The 19,511-nt window shown below is 67.7% G+C and carries 12 protein-coding genes and 1 pseudogene; 7 read left to right on the top strand and 6 right to left on the bottom strand.

Going from position 1 to position 19,511, the window contains the following annotated elements; all coding sequences use genetic code 11:
* Positions 1-98: 98 nt before the first annotated feature.
* Positions 99-1,364, top strand: a complete 1,266-nt coding sequence (locus H7J86_RS26960; RefSeq protein WP_267294737.1) for a cytochrome P450 — start codon at positions 99-101, stop codon at positions 1,362-1,364.
* 1 nt (position 1,365) lies between these two features.
* A complete protein-coding gene (locus tag H7J86_RS26965) occupies positions 1,366-1,956 on the top strand; it encodes a TetR/AcrR family transcriptional regulator (protein WP_090364052.1) in 591 nt (196 codons plus the stop codon).
* Here H7J86_RS26965 and H7J86_RS26970 read toward each other — a convergent pair.
* From H7J86_RS26970 to H7J86_RS26980, 3 genes are read right to left on the bottom strand one after another with little or no spacing between them, the layout of a single operon-like run.
* On the bottom strand, positions 1,928-2,641 hold the full coding sequence (locus tag H7J86_RS26970; RefSeq protein ID WP_267294738.1) for a siderophore-interacting protein: 714 nt from the start codon (positions 2,639-2,641) through the stop codon (positions 1,928-1,930). The two genes, H7J86_RS26965 and H7J86_RS26970, sit on opposite strands and share 29 nt — an antisense overlap.
* Before the next feature lie 43 nt (positions 2,642-2,684).
* On the bottom strand, positions 2,685-3,818 hold the full coding sequence (locus H7J86_RS26975) for an acyltransferase family protein (protein ID WP_276065840.1): 1,134 nt from the start codon (positions 3,816-3,818) through the stop codon (positions 2,685-2,687).
* 1 nt (position 3,819) lies between these two features.
* Entirely contained in the window at positions 3,820-5,511 is a 1,692-nt protein-coding gene (locus H7J86_RS26980; RefSeq protein WP_090364056.1) for a DEAD/DEAH box helicase, read from the bottom strand.
* Between the two features lie 128 nt (positions 5,512-5,639).
* Here H7J86_RS26980 and H7J86_RS26985 point away from each other — a divergent pair, with 128 nt between their 5' ends.
* From H7J86_RS26985 to H7J86_RS26995, 3 genes and pseudogenes are all read left to right on the top strand, one after another.
* A complete protein-coding gene (locus H7J86_RS26985; protein ID WP_267294915.1) occupies positions 5,640-6,182 on the top strand; it encodes an LppP/LprE family lipoprotein in 543 nt (180 codons plus the stop codon).
* Positions 6,183-6,221: 39 nt separating this feature from the next.
* Positions 6,222-9,629 carry a TM0106 family RecB-like putative nuclease gene (locus H7J86_RS26990; protein WP_267294740.1) on the top strand — a complete coding sequence of 1,136 codons (3,408 nt, stop codon included), beginning with the start codon at positions 6,222-6,224 and terminating at the stop codon, positions 9,627-9,629.
* Positions 9,630-9,665: 36 nt separating this feature from the next.
* Positions 9,666-10,869 (top strand): annotated as a pseudogene (locus H7J86_RS26995) (HNH endonuclease signature motif containing protein).
* Positions 10,870-10,884: 15 nt separating this feature from the next.
* On the opposite strand, the gene H7J86_RS27000 reads toward H7J86_RS26995, so the two are convergent.
* Together H7J86_RS27000 and H7J86_RS27005 are read right to left on the bottom strand one after the other, a co-directional pair.
* On the bottom strand, positions 10,885-12,849 hold the full coding sequence (locus H7J86_RS27000; RefSeq protein WP_267294742.1) for an MFS transporter: 1,965 nt from the start codon (positions 12,847-12,849) through the stop codon (positions 10,885-10,887).
* 53 nt (positions 12,850-12,902) lie between these two features.
* Positions 12,903-14,156 (bottom strand): multidrug effflux MFS transporter, encoded by a 1,254-nt coding sequence (locus H7J86_RS27005; RefSeq protein WP_372517337.1) that lies wholly within the window; start codon positions 14,154-14,156, stop codon positions 12,903-12,905.
* Between the two features lie 155 nt (positions 14,157-14,311).
* Here H7J86_RS27005 and H7J86_RS27010 point away from each other — a divergent pair, with 155 nt between their 5' ends.
* Both H7J86_RS27010 and H7J86_RS27015 read left to right on the top strand, forming a co-directional pair.
* A complete protein-coding gene (locus H7J86_RS27010; protein WP_090363609.1) occupies positions 14,312-15,064 on the top strand; it encodes a hypothetical protein in 753 nt (250 codons plus the stop codon).
* 258 nt (positions 15,065-15,322) lie between these two features.
* A complete protein-coding gene (locus tag H7J86_RS27015) occupies positions 15,323-19,015 on the top strand; it encodes a multifunctional oxoglutarate decarboxylase/oxoglutarate dehydrogenase thiamine pyrophosphate-binding subunit/dihydrolipoyllysine-residue succinyltransferase subunit (RefSeq protein ID WP_372517341.1) in 3,693 nt (1,230 codons plus the stop codon).
* Between the two features lie 63 nt (positions 19,016-19,078).
* On the opposite strand, the gene H7J86_RS27020 is transcribed toward H7J86_RS27015, so the two are convergent.
* Positions 19,079-19,444, bottom strand: coding sequence for a DUF732 domain-containing protein (locus H7J86_RS27020; RefSeq protein ID WP_090363606.1), 366 nt, complete (start codon positions 19,442-19,444; stop codon positions 19,079-19,081).
* Positions 19,445-19,511: the final 67 nt, after the last annotated feature.

Consider the following 19,511-nt stretch of genomic DNA (forward strand, 5'->3'; position numbering starts at 1 on the left):
CCGGCCTGGGCGGATCGACTACCAAGCTACTTGGGTGTCGCAGATCTTGTTGCCCCAGGACCATTGACACAGGTACCTATCTGTCATACATATAAGACATGTCACTTGATGTGTCTCACGCGCCCCGCTTCCAGCTTGCCGGCGCGGACACCTGGGCCGACCCGTTCGCGCTGTACGCCGCACTGCGCGACCACGACCCGGTCCACCACGTCATTCCGGACAATCCCGAGCACGACTATTACGTGCTGTCCCGGCACGCCGACATCTTCACGGCGGCCCGCGACCACGAGACGTTCTCCTCGGCGCAAGGGCTCACCGTCAACTACGGAGAGCTGGAAATGATTGGGCTGCAGGATAATCCGCCGATGGTCATGCAGGACCCGCCCGCGCACACCGAGTTCCGCAAGCTGGTGTCCCGCGGCTTCACCCCGCGGCAGGTCGAGGCCGTGGAACCCAAGGTCCGCCAGTTCGTCGTCGAGCGCATCGAGGGGTTGCGTTCGAACGGCGGCGGCGACATCGTCACCGAACTGTTCAAGCCGTTGCCGTCGATGGTGGTCGCGCACTACCTCGGCGTGCCGGAGGAGGACCGCGACCAGTTCGACGGCTGGACCGAGGCCATCGTGGCGGCCAACACCACCGAGGGCGGGATCACCGGTGCGCTGGAGACACTCGGCGAGGCACTCGGTTCGATGATGGCGTACTTCACCGCCCTCATCGAACGGCGCCGGGTCGAACCGGAGGATGACACGGTCTCGCACCTGGTGGCCGCGGGCATCGGCGCCGACGGTGACATCGCCGGGGTGCTGTCCATTCTGGCGTTCACCTTCACGATGGTCACCGGCGGCAACGACACCACCACCGGAATGCTCGGCGGCTCAGTGCAACTGCTGCACCGGCGGCCCGATCAACGACGGCTGCTCGCCCGGCAACCAGAGCTGATCCCCGATGCCGTCGACGAATTCCTGCGGCTGACCTCGCCGGTACAGGGCCTGGCCCGCACCGTCACCCGCGACGTCACGATCGGCGACACCACCATTCCCGCCGACCGCAAGGTGTTGCTCTTGTACGGCTCGGGCAACCGCGACGAGCGGCAGTACGGACCCGACGCCGCCGAGTTGGACGTGACTCGCCGACCGCGCAACATCCTGACGTTCAGCCACGGCGCACACCACTGCCTGGGCGCCGCCGCGGCGCGGATGCAGTCCCGGGTCGCACTGGAGGAATTACTCACCCGCATACCGGAATTCACCGTCGACGAGGACGATATCGTGTGGGCCGGCGGCAGTTACGTGCGCCGGCCACTGTCGGTGCCTTTCACGGTGGGGCGGCGGGCTGGAGCGCAGCGACCCGGGGTATCGATCTGACATGCCGGACTGGCTGGCCGAACGACGCACCGAGGTGGCGGCCGAACGCATTCTCGACGCCGCCGACGAGCTGTTCACCCGGCGGGACGCGGCGACCGTGGGGATGAACGACATCGCCACGGCCGCAGGCTGTTCGCGCGCGACGCTGTACCGCTACTTCGAGAATCGCGATGTGTTGTACACCGCGTACGTACACCGCGAGACGCACCGGGTGTTCGGCGCGATCGGCGAGCAGCTTGCCGGCCTGACCGATCCGGACGAACGACTGATCGCGGGGATGCTCGCCGCCGTGCAACGCGTCCGCGCCACTCCCGCCCTGGCATCCTGGTTCGCCAGCACCCACCGGCCCATCGGCGGCGACATGGCCGCTCAATCCGAGGTGATCGCGGCCTTGGCGCAGGGCTTCCTGGCGACACTGGGCGATACGACCGGAGTCGAGGCGAGGGCCCGCTGGGTGATCCGGATCCTGGTGTCGCTGCTGCTTTTTCCCGGCCGCGACGCCCAGGAGGAGCGCGCGATGCTGGAATCCTTCGTGGTGCCCGTGGTCAGGCCCGAGCAACCGGTCAGGCAGCCCAGTAGGCGCGCGCCTTGAGCGAGCGCTTCGGGATCTTGTAGTCCTCACGCAGCACCTTGGCCACCGCACGGGTGGTGCGGTTGTCGCAGGCCACCCAACCGAAGTGCGCGGAGGCGTCGAACGCCGCCGCGGCCACCGCTTCGACGAGCGCCTCCCCCGCGTTCTTGCGATCCACCCACGTCACGCCGGGGCGTGCCACCGGCAGCTCACGGTCGTCCTCGTGTGCCGACTCCAGGAACACCCGGGCCGGTGCGTCGCCGATGGCTTCCAGAAGCGAGTTGATCGCCGGTAGCGAGGCGGTGTCGCCGACGATCACGTAACCCTCCGGCGCCGGTGCGGGCAGCACGAAATCGCTACCCAGCACGGTCACCTCCAGGATGTCGCCCGGTGCGGCCTCGGTGGCCCACCGCGTGGCCAGCCCGTCGTGCAGGGCGAAGTCGATGTCCACGGTGCCGGCGACCGGATCGGGGTTGACCAGGGTGTAGCCACGCTGATGCGATTTGGCGCCGTCGGGAAACCAGCCGCGGACCCACATCGTCGGGTGGATGGGCCGGTCGGCGAGCAGCTCCGCGGCAGCGAAGTGCAAGCGCAGGAAGTGCGCAGTGATCTCGGTCCGGCCGGTCACCGTGAGTTCGTAGTCCCCGCCGCGCCACAGTTTGACGAGCGCGCCGGACAATCCGCGAGACGGCTTCTGCTCGGACAATGCATCCCCCTCGACGAGTGTTCAGTGCTTAGGTAAGGATACCCTATCCTCGCACTCGAGTGGCGCGGTGCAGAAGCCACGCCAGCGGGACGGTCACCGCCATCGTCCAGAAGAACAGCCACCACATCGGGCCGGTGTAGACCGGGTAGCCCAGGATCTCCACCATCACCAGCTCCATCACGACCAGGTGGACGAGGAAGATCTCGTACGAGATCTCACCGAGGAACACCATCGGCCTGCTGCCCAGCAGCCGTGAGTACCAACCGTGATCTCCCAACGCCAGGGGCGCGACCACCAGCGTGGCGATGACCGCGTAGAAGGCGGTCTTGACCAGTGCCTCGGACAGCTTGGCCGGCGAGGTGGTGGGTTCACCGCCGATCGGGGTGGCCACGATGAGGTAGCTGACCAGAGCCAACGGGATGCACACCATCGCGTAGGCCCGCGCCCCGATCGCCTGCAGCACCGCCAGCAGCATGCCGCCGAGGAACCAGGGCAGATAGGTCGGCAGCCACAAGCGGGCGCCGTCCGGCAGCCCCTGCGTGGTGTGCACCAGCGCCAGCCACGCCGGGTTGACGGCGAGCAGCCCGAACATCCCGATTATCAGCAGTCCCGGCCGCCACCGCCGCCGGCACAGCACCACCAGCAACAGCCAGGCGAGCAGAGGCAGCGCGACGTAGAACGCCGCCTCGACCGCCAGGCTCCACATCTGCGTGAGCCCTTGGTGCAGATAGGAGAACAGGTAGTTGTCGGTGTAGATCTGGGTCAGCGTCAGATTGCGCAGCAGACCGGTCCAGTTATGGCCGGGATTCGGCCCGGCCTCGCGAAAGTGATAGATGGCGTAGGCGGCCAGCACCGTGACGACGTACGCCGGCATGATGCGACGCACCCGGTGCCAGGCGTAGCGGCGCACCGACGGCGCGACGGCCCCGGCGGCCGCCCTGTCGACCCAGGGTTTGAACAGCAGATAACCCGACAGCACGAAGAAGATCGGCACACCGATCTCGGCACGGGACAGCAGCAGGCCCACATAGCCGTGGTTGTACTTGCCGGTGGTGTACGCCGCATGGGTGAGCACCACCAGCAACGCCGCGAGTGCCCGCACACCGGTGAGCGACGCGACGCGGTCGACCGAAGTGACCGACTCCAGGCCGCCCTGTTCGCATGTCTCCGGTCGCAGGTCACGAATCCTTGCGTCGTGGCTTCTGCGGGCGATCGGGTTGCAGGTTGATCAACACACCCTGAATGCGGGTGTTCTCAAGGGCTTTGAACACCTTGCCCGGCAATTTGGCCGGCAGTTCCACCAGCGAGTGGTCGACACGGATGGAGATGTGGCCGAAATCGCTGCGGTGCAGACCGCCCTCGTTGGCGATGGCACCGACGATGGCGCCGGGCGCGACCTTGTGCCGCTTGCCCACCGCGATGCGGTAGGTCGCCAGATCGCTGCGCGTGCTGTGCTTCTTGTGCCCGGGCCCGTCCTCGCGCGGCCCGCGGTCCTCGCGCTCGCGCCGCTTCTCCGGCGGCGGCTCGGTCATCAGGAAGGCTTCGCCGTCACGCGATTCCAACGCCAACGCGGCGGCGATATCGGCGATCGGCACGTCGTGGTCACGCTCGTAGTCCTCGATGAGCCTGCGGAACAGCTCGATGCCGGGCGCGTTGAGTGCGTCACTGATCGAGTCGTTGAACTTGGCCACCCGCTGGGCGTTGACGTCGTCGACGCTGGGCAGTTCGATCTCGATGAGCTTCTGCCGGCTGATCCGCTCGATCGACTTCAGCAGATGACGTTCGCGCGGCGAGACGAACAGCAGGGCCGTACCCGAGCGGCCCGCCCGGCCGGTACGGCCGATGCGGTGCACATAGGACTCCGGGTCGTGCGGGATGTCGTAGTTGAGCACGTAGGTGATGCGGTCGACGTCCAGGCCACGCGCCGCCACATCGGTGGCCACCAGGATGTCGATGCCCTTGGCGCCGCCCGCCTTGAGATTGGCGATGGTCCGCTCACGCTGCGCCTGGGCGATGTCACCGTTGATGGCCGCTGCGGAGAATCCGCGCGCGCGCAGCTTCTCGGCGACCTCCTCGGTGGCCTGCTTGGTCCGGACGAAGATGATCATCGCGTCGAACTCTTCGACCTCGAGCACCCGCGTCAGCGCGTCCATCTTGCGCCGGCCGTCCACCTGGATGAACCGCTGTGTGATGTTCTCCGCAGTGGCCGTCTTCGTCTTGACCGCCACTTCGACGGCATCCTGCAGGTACTTGCTGGTGATCTTGCGGATGGCCGGCGGCATGGTGGCCGAGAACAGCGCCACCTGTTTGTACTCGGGGGTGTCGGCCAGGATCCGCTCCACGTCCTCGGCGAAGCCCATCTGGAGCATCTCGTCGGCCTCGTCGAGCACCAGGTAGTCCAGGTGCGAGAGGTCCAGGCGGCCCTTCTCCAGATGGTCGATCACGCGCCCCGGCGTGCCGACCACGATCTGCGCACCGCGCTTGAGCCCGGCCAGCTGCGGACCATAGGAGGAACCGCCGTAGATCGGCAGCACATTGATACCGGGCAGGTGCGCGCCATAGCGCCCGAAAGCCTCCGCCACCTGCAGCGCAAGCTCACGCGTCGGCGCCAGCACCAGCGCCTGGGTGTGCTTGCTGGACGGGTCGATCTTGGACAGGATCGGGATCGCGAACGCCGCCGTCTTGCCGGTGCCGGTCTGGGCCAGGCCCACGACATCGGACCCGGCCAGCATCGGCGGAATCGTCGCGGCCTGGATCGCCGACGGCGACTCGTAGCCGACGTCTTTGACGGCCTGCAGCACAGCCGGGTGAATCTGCAGGTCAGCGAAGGTCGTCTCGGCGTCGGTCGCGCCGTCATCAGGGGAAGTCATTTCACGAGCAGTCTAGAGCGTGCGCGCCGCCCTGCCTGGCGGAGCCGGATTCCCGTCGCTCCGCTCGCCTCGGCACGTCGAGAAGACAGGTACGGTTCGGTGTTGTGCGGAGGGTGGTGCTGGGGGCGATGCTGGCGGTGGCAGTCACATCGGGACCCCTTCTGACAAGCTGTGGATCGAGCGATTCGACCGTCTCCAAGACACCGGAAGCCAGCACCGGGCAGGCCCCCGTTCCGTCTGTGGCCGCGCCCGCACCCATCGTCACGCCGACGACAGCGGCTCCCGCCCCCGATCCCTGCGCGGTGAACCTGGCCGCCTCCGAGATCGTCAAGGCGGTGTCCGAACTTCCCCGCGATCCGCGCAGCAATCAGGCATGGAGCCCGGAGCCGTTGGCCGGCAACTACAACGAGTGCGCGCCCCTGTCGGTGGTGATCGTCAAGGCCAACACCAACGCGCCGAACGCCAGCACGCGCGCCGTGATGTTCCACCTCGGCAAGTTCATCCCGACCGGGGTGCCCGACACCTACGGCTTCAACGGCATCGACGAGACCGCCAGCACCGGCGACACCGTCGCCCTGAAATTCAGCAACGGCACGCCCGGGTTGGACAGCGTGGTGCGATTCCGCTGGAACGGCAACGGCGTCGAGCTGATCGGCAACACCGGGCACTGAGTCGTCGGCATTGTCGGCCCGCTCCCCTAGCCTGGGTGCGTGTTCGTGGCCGACGATCGTGTGATCTACAGCGCCTCCGACCTCGCGGCCGCGGCCCGGTGTGAGTACGCGCTGCTGCGTTCGTTCGACGCGCAACTGGGCCGTGGCCCCAAGGTGTCGGCCGCCGACGAACTGCTGGCCCGCACCGCAGCGCTCGGCCACGACCACGAACAGCGTCATCTGGAGGAACTGCGCACCGAGGACGCGGTCACCGTGATCGGCCGGCCGCCCTACACGGTCGCGGGTCTCACCGCCGCCGCCGAGCAGACCATGGCCGCGGTGGAGCGCCGGTCACCCGCGATCTATCAGGCGGCGATGTTCGACGGCCGGTTCGCCGGGTTCGCCGACTTCCTGCACCTCGAGTCCGGTCCGGCCGGGCGGCGCTACCGGCTTCGGGACACCAAACTGTCCCGGTCGGTGAAGGTGGAGGCGCTGCTGCAGCTGGCCGCCTACGCCGACGCACTGACCACCGCCGGTGTCCCGGTGGCTGCAGAGGTGGAGCTGGTGCTCGGCGACGGCGCGGTGTCGCGGTACCAGGTCGACGAACTGCTGCCGGTCTACCTGCCGCGGCGCGCGGCCCTGCAGCGGTTGCTCGACGAGCATCTGGCCGGCGACCGGCCGGTGTCCTGGGCGGACGAGCGGGTGCGGGCCTGTTTCCGCTGCCCCGAGTGCAGCGTGCAGGTGAAAGAGACCGATGACCTCCTGCTGGTGGCCGGGATGCGCACCAGCCAGCGCGCCCGGCTGATCGACGCCGGCATCGGCACCGTGCACCAGTTGGCCGCCCACGAGGGCGCGGTGCCCGAACTGTCCAAGCGCACCGTCACGACGCTGACCGCACAGGCGCGCCTGCAGATCGCCGAGCGGATCGACGGCAAACCACCGTTCGAAGTCGTCGACGCGCAGCCGCTGATGGTGCTGCCCGACGCGGACAAGGGTGACCTGTTCTTCGATTTCGAGGGCGATCCGTTGTGGACGGTCAACGGCCGCGACTGGGGTCTGGAGTACCTGTGGGGTGTGTTGACCGTCGCCGACGAGTTCACCCCCTTCTGGGCGCACGACCGGGAAGCCGAACGCCGGGCACTGGTCGATTTCCTGGCCATGGTGCGCAAACGGTTGAAGCGCTATCCGAAGATGCACATCTATCACTACGCGGCGTATGAGAAGAGCACCCTGCTGAGGCTGGCCGGCCGGTACGGCGTCGGCGAGAACGAAGTGGACGACCTGCTGCGCAACGGAATTCTGGTCGACCTCTACCCGTTGGTGCGCAAGAGCATTCGGGTCGGCACCGAGAGCTACAGCATCAAGTACCTCGAACCGCTGTACATGGGTGGCGAGCTGCGCGACGGCGAGGTGACCAATGCCGCCGACTCCATCACCCAATACGCCAGGTACTGCGCCCTACGCGACGAGGGCGATGCCGACGAGGCGGCCAACGTGCTCAAGGAGATCGAGGACTATAACCGCTACGACTGCCGCTCCACGCGCCGGTTGCGCGACTGGCTGGTGGCCCGGGCCATCGAATCGTCGGTCCCGCCTCGCGGGCCGCAACCGTTGCGGGACAAAGCGGCTCAGGACGAAGTCGAGGTCGCCGACGCACTCGATCGCACCCTGATGAAATTCGCGGGCGACGGTATCGAGGAACGCACGCCGGAGCAGACCGCCGTCGCGATGGTGGCCGCCGCCCGCGGATTCCACAAACGCGAGGACAAACCGTTCTGGTGGGCACACTTCGACCGCGTCAACAATCCTGTCGACGAATGGTCGGACAACAGTGATGTTTTCGTCGCCGAACGAGCCGAAGTCGTCAACGACTGGCACCAGCCGCCCAAAGCGCGCAAGCCCCAACGTCACGTCCGACTGACCGGCGAACTCGCCAACGGCGGACTCGCGCACGACATGTACGCGCTCTACGACCCGCCGGCACCCGCTGGCCTGGCCGATGATCCCGACCGCCGCGCGTTCGGATCGGTCGCGGTGCTCGAATGCGATGACCCCGAGGTCCCGACGGCGGTCGTGATCTGCGAGCGGGAACCGAAGGGCGGCAGCACCTTCGATCAGCTGCCCTTTGCGCTGACACCCGGTCCGCCGATCAACACCAAACCGCTGCAGGAGTCGATCGCGGATACCGCGGCGGCCGTCCGAGCGGGACTACCCGACCTGCCCGCCGATGCCGTCACCGACATCCTGCTACGCCGCGCACCGCGCATGGTCGGCGGTGGGCCGCTGCCTCGCACCGGCGACGTGGCCGCGGATATGGGCACCGCGCTGCTGGCCCTGGACTCGTCGTACCTGGCCGTGCACGGCCCGCCCGGCACCGGCAAGACGTTCACCTCCGCCAAGGTCATCGAACGGTTGGTCAACGGGCATGGCTGGCGCGTCGGCGTGGTGGCCCAATCACACGCCGTGGTGGAGAACCTGTTCCGCGATGTCATCGCCGCCGGGGTCGACGGTGCGCGGGTGGGCAAGAAGGTCAACACGGTGAACTCCGGCTGGACCGCGCTGACCAACCCCGAGTTCGCAGGTTTCATCGCGAACAACGAGGGCTGTGTCGTGGGCGGAACGGGGTGGGACTTCGCCAATGCCAACAAGATCCCGAGGCGGGCACTGGATCTTCTGGTCATCGAAGAGGCCGGTCAGTACAGTCTGGCCAACACCATCGCCGTGGCCCCGTCGGCCCGCAATCTGATGCTGCTGGGCGACCCGCAGCAACTGCCGCAGGTCAGTCAGGGCACCCATCCCGAGCCGGTCGACGGTTCCGCGTTGGGCTGGCTGGTCGACGGGCATCACACGCTGCCCGAGGAGCGGGGCTACTTCCTCGACTACTCGTTCCGGATGCACCCCGCCGTGTGCGGACCCATCTCCCGGTTGTCCTATGACGGCCGCCTCCGGGCACGCGAAGAGGTCAGCGGTGCAAGGCATCTGGAGGGTGTGATTCCGGGCGTACGGGTGCTGACCGTCGATCACGACGGCAACTCCACCGACAGCCCAGAGGAAGCACAGGCGATCGTCGCCGAGATCACCGCGCTGCTGGGTACCCCGTGGACCGATGAGCACGGCACGGTCGCGCTGGCCGCACAGCACGTACTCGTCGTCACGCCCTACAACGCACAGGTGGTGACGTTGCGCCGCACGCTGGACGCGGTAGGCCTGACCGAGGTCGAAGTGGGCACCGTCGACAAGTTCCAGGGGCGGCAGGCGCCGGTCGTCTTCGTCTCCATGGCGACCTCCTCGGCCGAGGAGGCCCCTCGCGGAGTGTCGTTCCTGTTCAACAGGAATCGACTCAACGTGGCGGTCAGCAGGGCCAAGTACACCGCATTCATCGTGCGGTCGGCACATCTGACCGACTACCTGCCCGCCACCCCCGACCGGCTGATCGAACTCGGTGCGTTCCTGGCGCTCACCAGCTGACCCTGACTTGTCGTACCCCTCTGCGATGATGGGTTCATGTCCAGTACCGCAACATCTTTGGCCGCCGGGGAGCGGCTGGAGGTGTTGTTCGACGAGATCGCCGAGTTGTGCGGGCAGCGCAACGCGATCGACGGGCGCCTGGTGCAGATCGTGGCCGAACTGGAGCGCGAGGAGCTCGCCGGTTTGACCGGCGTCCGCCGGGGTCGCCCCCCGTAACGCCGAGACCGTCGTCGCGGCGGCACGGCTGCTGGAAGAGTTTCCGCGTTGCACCGAAGCCCTGCGTGAAGGCCGGTTGTCTCTGGATCAGGTCGGGGTGATCGCCGAACGCGCCGCCGAAGGCTCCGATGCGCATTACGCCGACCTCGCTTCGGTGGCCACGGTCAGCCAGCTGCGGACCGCGATCAAGATGGCACCGCACCCTGATCCTGAGGCACCGTCCGAGCCGCGCCGCGAGTTCACCAAGACCAGCAGCCCCGACGACACCTATACGACCTACCGGATCCGGCTACCGCGGCTCGAAGCCGCGAAATTCGATGCCGCGCTGCAGTCCCACCACGACGCACTGATCGCCGAACACCCCACCGACACCGAAGACAGCGGGGACAGCAGCCCGTTCCCGACGCGGGTGGACGCGTTCATGAGCCTCATCGAGGCCGGCTGGGACACCGACGTGGCCCGCCGCCCGCACGGCCAGCACACCACCGTGGTCGTACATCTCGATATCGACAAGCCCGCAGCCGCGCTGCACCTGGGCCCGATCCTGTCCGAGGACGAGCGCCAATACCTGCTCTGCGATGCCACCTGCGAGGTGTGGTTCGAACGCCACGGCCAGCCGATCGGCTCCGGCCGGACCACCCGCACCATCGGTCGCCGCCTGCGCCGGGCGTTGGAGCATCGCGACCGCTGCTGCGTGGTCCCCGGCTGCGCTGCCACCCGCGGACTGCACGCCCACCACCTCCAGCATTGGGAAGACGGCGGCCCCACCGAACTGTCCAACCTGGTGCTGCTCTGCCCGTACCACCACCGCATGCATCACCGCGGCGGCCTCACCCTCACCGGACCCGCGGACCGGCTGGTCGTCACCGATACCGAGGGCCGAAAACTCCACGGCGGATCCTTGGCCCGTCCACCCACCACACCGGCACCCGCGGTCCCGCCCTACCCCGGGCCGACCGGGGAACGCACCCAATGGTGGTGGTACCAACCCTTCGAACCCCAGCCGCCACCAGGGGTCAACTAGATCACTGACCGGCCGTCACTCGTCGCGGGAGTGCCTGCCTCGACTGGGGCGCGAATGTCTGCCCTCCGATGGCGCCTCGGCCTGATCGTCGGACGGCGGCAAGGGCTGGAGCCAGCCGCCCTGGTCAGCGTGGAAACCGTTGTGCGGGTGGGCGATCTGATCCACCGGACGGTCCTCGAGCAGATCGTCGAGGATGCTGCGCCACGCGCGATCGGGTTCTGGTTCTGGTTCTGGTTCGACGTGCTGCCAGGTGTCCACGGGCCCGGCGTGCCAGGTGTCGGCGGGGGCGGGCAGCGGGTGTTCGACATGGGCATACAGCGGCTCGGTCATCGACTCATCCGCCATTCCGTCGACGACGGGGAGCAGGTCAGTTGGCGCGTCGGCTCCAGTGCTGCGGGCGGCCGGTTCAGCCCAATCCACCGTGTACTCGATGTAGTCGTCCTCGTCGTGCCAGTGCTCGTCCACGGAATGCTGGGGCGGCGGCGCCGGGAGCCGCGGTGCGGGCAGGCCGGTGACCAACCGCGGCGCGCCGACGCTGCCGCGCAGGAACAGCGCGGCCACCACCCCGAACAACGCCACGAACGCGGGCAGCAACAGCGACTGGGACAGCGCCGCCGAGAACGGCTCACGCAGGAAGTCCGGCAGGACGGTGGCCAGCCCCTCGGCACCGGCGGGTGCGGCGCCGCCGGCCGGCATCTCGGCCCCGATCCGCGAGGTCATGAACGCCGCCATCCCGGCACTGCCGAGCACCGAGCCGACCTGACGGGTGGTGTTGTAGACGCCCGACCCGGCCCCGGCGAGCTGGGGCGGCAGGTTGCGGGTCGCGGTGGCCGCCAGCGGTGACCAGATGAATGCCATCCCCGCCCCCATCACCGTCAGCGGGAGCAACAACCGCCAGATGGGTGTGCTGGGCGTCAACTCGATCGACAACCAGGTCAGCCCGATCGCCATGGCCGCGAAACCGAACCCGATGATCGGGGCGGGGTGCGCCCGGTCGACGATGCGCCCCACGACCGGTGCCAGCACACCGGTCGCGATGGCCATCGGTGCGGTCAGCAATGCCGACCGGGTGTAGGACAACCCGCACACCGCGGGCGCATAGAACATGACCGGCAGGATCATCGCGGTCACCGTGAAGCCGATCACGGCGATGCCGACATTCGACAGGGTGAAGTCGCGGTCCCGGAAGATCGTCAGCGGGATCAGCGGCTCGCGCGGGTTGACGGCCTGCCAGTAGACGAATGCGGCCATGAACCCCGCGCCCGCGACGATGGTGGCCCAGATCCAGGGCGCCCAGTGGTGCGACTGTCCCTCCTGCAGTCCGAATACGATGAGGAACATCGCGATGCCGGACAGCGCGACGCCGAGCACGTCGAAACTGTGCTTCTTGGTGGGCAACACCGGAACCAGCCATACCGCCAGCCCCAGGCCGAGCACACCGATCGGCACGTTGACGAAGAAGATCCACTGCCAGCCCAGCCCGTCGACCAGGACGCCACCGGCCAGCGGTCCGACCAGGGTGGCCACCCCGGCGGTCGCGCCCCACACACTCATCGCCACACCGCGGCGGTCCGGCGGGAAGATGCGGGTGATCGTCGACAGGGTCTGCGGCGTCAGCAATGCCGCCCCGATGCCCTGCACCACCCGCGCGGCGATCAGCATCTCGATCGATCCGGACAGACCGCACCACAGCGAAGCCAGGGTGAACACCCCCAGCCCCAGCAGGTAGAGGTTCTTGGGGCCGAACCGGTCACCGAGGCGGCCGGCCACCAACAGCGGCACGGCGTAGGCCAGCAGATAGGCGCTGGTCACCCAGATGACACCGTCGTAGTCGGTGGACAACGCCTCCATGACGCGTTTGTTGGCCACGGCGACGATCGTCGAGTCGACGAGGATCATGAAGAACCCGACCAACATCGCCCACAGGGCGTGCCAGGGGTTGGCCGGGCGCACGCGTTGCTCAGTCAGGATTTCGGGCATCTACTCGGAGTGTCGAAGAGGCGGCGCGACCGATGCGCCGTACTGCCGACAACTTACGCCGCGTCGGCGACAGGCTCGCCGGCCGGCACATCCTCGGACTCCGCGGTGCCGGACCCGACCGCCAGCAGCGCGAACAGTGCGACGCTCGAACCGACGACCATCACCAGTGCGAGCGCGAACTCGTTGTTACCGAGCACCCCGACCAGTGGCGCCACGGCGGCGCCCAATCCGAACTGGGCCGCACCCAACAGCGCGGCGGCCGTCCCCGCCGCGTCGGAATGTCGGGACAGTGCCACCGCGGGTGCGTTCGGGATGACCAGACCCATGGCGGCGAGGATCAGCCAGATCGGTACCAGGAAGCCCCACAGTCCCCCGACTTCGCCGAGCGCGAGCGCGACGAACACCGCCGCGGTGACCGCCGACACGGCCAGGGCCGACACCGTGATGGTCTGCGGCGTGAACCGCTTGAGCAGCAGCACGTTGGCCTGGGTCGCGCCGATCAGCGCGACCGCCCCGGCGCCGAATACCAGCGCGAAGGCCTGCTGGCCCAGCCCGTAGTGCCCCTGCAGCACGAACGGCGCCGCGGCGATATAGCCGAACAGTCCGGCCATGCCGAGGGCGGCGACCAGAACCAGGATGACGAACCGCACGTCACGCAGCAGCTCGCCGTAGGTCGCGAGGATATTGCGCACGTGCAGCGGACGCCGATGCGAAACCGGCAGGGTCTCGGGCAGCGCGAGCGCGGCCATCAGCAGAAGGGCGCCCGCCAGCACCACCAGCGCGGCGAACACCCAGTGCCAGGAGGCCTTGAGCAGCACGACGGCCCCCAGGGACGGCGCGACCACCGGTGCCACGCCGAGCACGAGCATCAGCCGCGACATCACCGTGGCCGCGGCGGTACCCGTGTACAGATCACCGACCACCGCGATCGCGACGACCGACGCGGCAGCCGCTCCGACACCCTGCAGCCCGCGGCCGAGCCCCAGCACGACGATGTTCGGGGCGAACAGGCATATCAGGGACGCGACCATGTGCAGCACGATCCCGGCCATCAGCGGCCGGCGCCGGCCCAGCGAATCCGACAACGATCCGACCACCAGCTGGCCCAGAGCCAGCCCGGCCAAGGTGCCGGTCAGCGTCAGCTGCACCACCGAGGAGGACACCGACAGGTCGCCTGCGATGCGCGGCAGGGCCGGCAGGTACATATCGATGGTGAGTGGGCCGAGCGCGATCAGCAGCCCCAGCACCGTGATGATCCGGATGCGGCTGGGGGTCTGGATCGGTTCCACGCTCACGGATGTTGCCACGGTCAGAGGCAGCGCCGCACGTCCGTTTTTTCTTCCGCGCTGGGCGAACAGTGACCGCCGTCACGTTCGGGCACCGAGGCTCCGGCGCCGGTCGTTGACGAGAAGTTAGCCTTGTTGTGCATACAGGGCACGGGATCTGCACAGGAGACACAGCGATGAACGCTCGGTCCAACACCACGAGCCGGCTTCCGGCCACCCGTGACGGCGTCGACGAGGATCCCAGCGCGGCCGCCAAGGTCCTTTCGCAGCTCTTGGAACGCAGCACCCGGTTGCAGGCGCCTGCGGTCACCGCCTACGTCCGCCGGTTGCGCGACAAGAAGCCCGACGCCACCCCCGCCGAGATCATCACCAGCCTGGAGAAGCACTACCTGGCCGCGGTGATGGCCAGCGGCGCGGCGGTCGGGTCGGCCGCGGCGTTCCCCGGTATCGGGACGCTGGCGGCCCTGTCCGCGGTGGCGGGCGAGACCGTGGTGTTCCTGGAAGCGACCGCCGTCTTCGTCCTGGCAGTGGCCGAGGCACACGGCATCCCGGCCGAGCATCGGGAACGGCGCCGCGCCCTGGTGCTGGCCGTGCTGGTCGGCGATGACAGCAAGCATGCGGTGGCCGACCTGCTGGGCAGCGGGCGCACCAGCGGCGCCTGGCTGTCCGACGGTGCTGCGACGCTGCCGTTGCCCGCGGTGTCCCAGTTGAACAACAGGCTGCTGCGGTTCTTCGTGAAGAAGTACACGCTCAAGCGCGGCGCGATCGCCTTCGGGAAGCTGCTGCCGGTCGGCATCGGTGCCGTCGTCGGCGGGGTGGGCAACCGGCTGATGGGTAAGAAGATCGTCGGCAACGCCAGCCGGGCATTCGGTAATCCGCCGCCCCGCTGGCCGTCCACCTTGCTCGTTCTGCCCGCGCCGCGTCCGTAGAACCGGACATATCGACCCACATGTCACTGACATAACCGGCCATATGTCAGCTCGGGTCACCGGCCTGGTGCGTCAGTCCGATGTGCCTGGTCGCGCCGCGACCGGAAGCGATAGCCTTGTTGCGGCCGAGCGCGGATATCCGCACACACGTGGTGGGCTCGTCACACACGCCCGCCGTGACAGATGGAATCGAGGCGAAGAACTGCCGTGACCAGTTCCCCATCCCCCTTCGGACAGAACGAGTGGCTGGTCGAGGAGATGTATCGCAAGTTCCGCGAAGATCCCTCCTCGGTAGACCCCAGTTGGCATGAATTCCTCGTCGACTACTCGCCCGAACCGGTGACCGAGACGGTCGCCACCAATGGTGCCGCCGCCCACCCCGCGCCCGCCGCCACTCCCGCCGCTGCGCCCACCCCGGCACCGGCGCCCGCGCCGGCCAAGGCTGCGCCCGCCAAGGCCGCGGCCCCGGCCTCTCCCACCACCGCACCCAAGGCCTCTCCCACCACCGCACCCAAGGCCTCTCCCGCCGCCGCACAGGCAAAGCCCGCCGAGGACTCCGAGGTCTCGGTGCTGCGCGGCGCCGCCGCGGCCGTGGTGAAGAACATGAACGCCTCGCTGGAGGTCCCCACCGCCACCAGCGTGCGGGCCATCCCGGCCAAGCTGATGATCGACAACCGCGTCGTCATCAACAACCATCTCAAGCGCACCCGTGGCGGCAAGATCAGCTTCACCCACCTGCTGGGATACGCGATCGTGCAGGCCGTCAAGAAGTTCCCGAACCTGAACCGGCACTTCGCCGAGGTGGACGGTAAGCCGAGTGTCGTCACGCCCGCGCATACGAACCTGGGCCTGGCCATCGACCTGCAGGGCAAGGACGGTAAGCGTCAGCTCGTCGTGGCGGCCATCAAGCGTTGCGAGACAATGCAATTCGGCCAGTTCATCGCCGCCTACGAGGACATCGTGCGGCGCGCCCGCGACGGCAAGCTCACCGCCGAGGACTTCGCCGGCGTGACGATCTCGCTGACCAACCCGGGCACCATCGGCACCGTGCACTCGGTGCCGCGACTGATGAGCGGCCAGGGCGCGATCATCGGCGCCGGTGCCATGGAGTACCCCGCCGAATTCCAGGGCGCCAGCCCGGAACGCATCGCCGATCTGGGTATCGGCAAGCTCATCACGCTGACGTCGACATACGACCACCGCATCATCCAGGGTGCGGAATCCGGCGACTTCCTGCGCACCATCCACCAGCTGCTGCTCGACGACGACTTCTTCGACGAGATCTTCCGCGAGCTGGGCATCCCCTACGAGCCGGTGCGCTGGCGTATCGACAACCCGGATTCGATCGCCGACAAGAACGCCCGCATCATCGAGCTGATCGCCGCCTACCGCAACCGCGGTCACCTGATGGCCGATATCGACCCGCTGCGCCTGGACAAGACCCGGTTCCGCAGCCACCCCGACCTGGACGTGCTCACCCACGGCCTGACCCTGTGGGACCTGGACCGCGAGTTCAAGGTCGACGGGTTCGCCGGTAAGGAGTACAAGAAACTCCGCGACGTGCTGTCGGTGCTGCGCGACGCCTACTGCCGCCACGTCGGTGTGGAGTACACCCACATCCTGGAGCCCGAGCAGCAGAAGTGGTTGCAGGAGCGTATCGAGGTCAGGCACGAGAAGCCGACCGTGGCCGAGCAGAAGTACATCCTGAGCAAGCTCAACGCCGCCGAGGCGTTCGAGACCTTCCTTCAGACCAAATACGTTGGGCAGAAGCGCTTCTCACTGGAAGGTGCCGAGACCGTCATCCCGATGATGGATGCCGCCATCGACCAGGCCGCCGAGCACGGACTCGACGAGGTGGTCATCGGCATGCCGCACCGCGGCCGGCTCAACGTGCTGGCCAACATCGTCGGCAAGCCCTACGTGCAGATCTTCAGCGAGTTCGAGGGCAACCTGAATCCGTCGCAGGCGCACGGTTCCGGTGACGTGAAATACCACCTCGGTGCGAGCGGCACCTACCTGCAGATGTTCGGGGACAACGACATCGAGGTCTCGCTGGTGGCCAACCCCAGCCACCTCGAGGCCGTCGACCCGGTGCTCGAGGGCCTGGTGCGCGCCAAGCAGGACCTGCTGGACTCCGCAGAAGGGGCAGACGGCGGCTCCGAGAAGTTCTCCGTGGTGCCGATGATGCTGCACGGTGACGCCGCGTTCGCGGGTCAGGGTGTGGTGGCCGAGACGCTGAACCTGGCGCTGCTGCGCGGGTACCGCACCGGCGGCACCATCCACATCATCGTCAACAATCAGATCGGCTTCACCACCTCGCCGCAGGACTCGCGCTCCAGTGAGTACTGCACCGATGTCGCGAAAATGGTTGGCGCACCGATCTTCCATGTGAACGGTGACGACCCGGAAGCCTGTGTGTGGGTGGCCCGGCTGGCCATGGAGTTCCGCCAGCAGTTCAAGAAGGACGTCATCATCGACATGCTGTGCTACCGCCGCCGCGGTCACAACGAAGGCGATGACCCCTCGATGACGCAGCCCGAGATGTACGACGTGATCGACCACAAGCGCGGCGTCCGAAAGACCTACACCGAGGCACTGATCGGTCGTGGCGACATCTCGATCAAAGAGGCCGAGGATGCGCTGCGCGACTACCAGGGCCAGCTGGAACGCGTCTTCAACGAGGTGCGCGAGCTGGAGAAGCACACCATCGAGCCGAGCGAGTCGGTCGAATCCGACCAGCTCACCCCGAAGGGGCTGAACACCGCGGTCGACAAGTCGCTGCTGGCCCGTATCGGCGACGCTCATCTGTCCGCACCGGAAGGGTTCAACGTGCACCCGCGGGTGCAGCCCGTCCTCGACAAGCGCCGGGAGATGGCCTACGAAGGCAAGGTCGACTGGGCGTTCGGTGAACTACTGGCGCTGGGAACCCTTGTCGCCGAAGGCAAGACGGTGCGGCTTACGGGTCAGGACGTCCAGCGCGGCACGTTCACCCAGCGCCACGCGGTGATCGTGGATCGCAAGACCGGTGCCGAGTTCACCCCGCTGGACCTGCTGACCGTGGACGTCGACGGCAATCCGACCGGCGGCAAGTTCCTGGTGTACAACTCGGCACTGTCCGAATTCGCAGCGGTCGGTTTCGAATACGGCTACTCAGTGGGCGATCCCGACGCCATCGTGTTGTGGGAAGCCCAGTTCGGCGATTTCGTCAACGGTGCGCAGTCCATCATCGACGAGTTCATCTCCTCGGGCGAGGCCAAGTGGGGCCAGCTCTCCGACGTCGTGCTGCTGCTGCCGCACGGTCATGAGGGCCAGGGCCCCGACCACACCTCGGGTCGCATCGAGCGGTTCCTGCAGGTGTGCGCCGAGGGTTCGATGACCGTCGCGATGCCCTCCACCCCGGCCAACTATTTCCACCTGTTGCGCCGGCACGCCCTGGACGGCATCCACCGTCCGCTCATCGTCTTCACGCCGAAGTCGATGCTGCGCAACAAGGCGGCGGTCAGCGATGTGAAGGACTTCACCGAGATCAAGTTCCGCTCAGTGCTTGAGGAGCCCACCTACGAGGACGGTATCGGCGACCGTTCGAAGGTGACCCGGGTACTGCTGACCAGCGGCAAGATCTACTACGAGCTGGTGGCGCGGAAGGCCAAGGAACAGCGCGACGATATCGCGATCGTGCGGATCGAACAGCTCTACCCGCTGCCCAAGCGCAGGCTCAGCGCGACGCTCGACCAGTACCCGAATGCGCAGCAGTTCTTCTGGGTACAGGAGGAGCCGGCCAATCAGGGTGCGTGGCCGACGTTCGGGCTGTCGCTGCCGGAGTTGTTGCCGGACAAGCTGACCGGGATCAAGCGGATCTCGCGGCGGGCCATGAGCGCTCCGTCGTCGGGCAGCTCGAAGGTGCACGCCGTCGAGCAGCAGGAGATCATCGACCAGTCGTTCGCCCCGTAGGACACCGAACACGGAAATGCGCGAGATCCCTCAGCGGATCTCGCGCATTTCTGTGTTGAACGGTCAGAAGCCGGGCAGCCCGAACGGCAGTGGTGAGTTCCCGTTGGCCAGTGCGGCCACCGCGCCCGGGCAGAACGCCTGGATCGCCAGACCGGTGAACATGGTGGCCGGGCCCAGCGGCTGCCCCAGCGTGTCGGCCACATGGGCGGCGGCGTCGGCGGCCTGTTGCCCGGGATCGGCCAGCATCGGGCATACCGACTGGCCGACCTGTGCGGCGGTGGCCGGGTCGATATCGCCCAGACCGGACGAGCCGAGCGTCGAGACGAAGGAGTCGACACCGTCGTCGGCTTGGGCAGGTGCGGCCAAGGACAGCGCGAGAGCGCCAGCAGCCAGCGGTGCCGCCAGGGCGGCAATCCGGGTTCGGTTCATGGTGTGAGTATCGCTGCCGAACCTGTGCGCGTTACCCGATACCTGCGGTATCGGCCGGTCCGGCTAA

It is taken from the genome of Mycobacterium hackensackense, from assembly GCF_025822555.1.
Taxonomy (GTDB): Bacteria; Actinomycetota; Actinomycetes; order Mycobacteriales; family Mycobacteriaceae; genus Mycobacterium; species Mycobacterium fluoranthenivorans.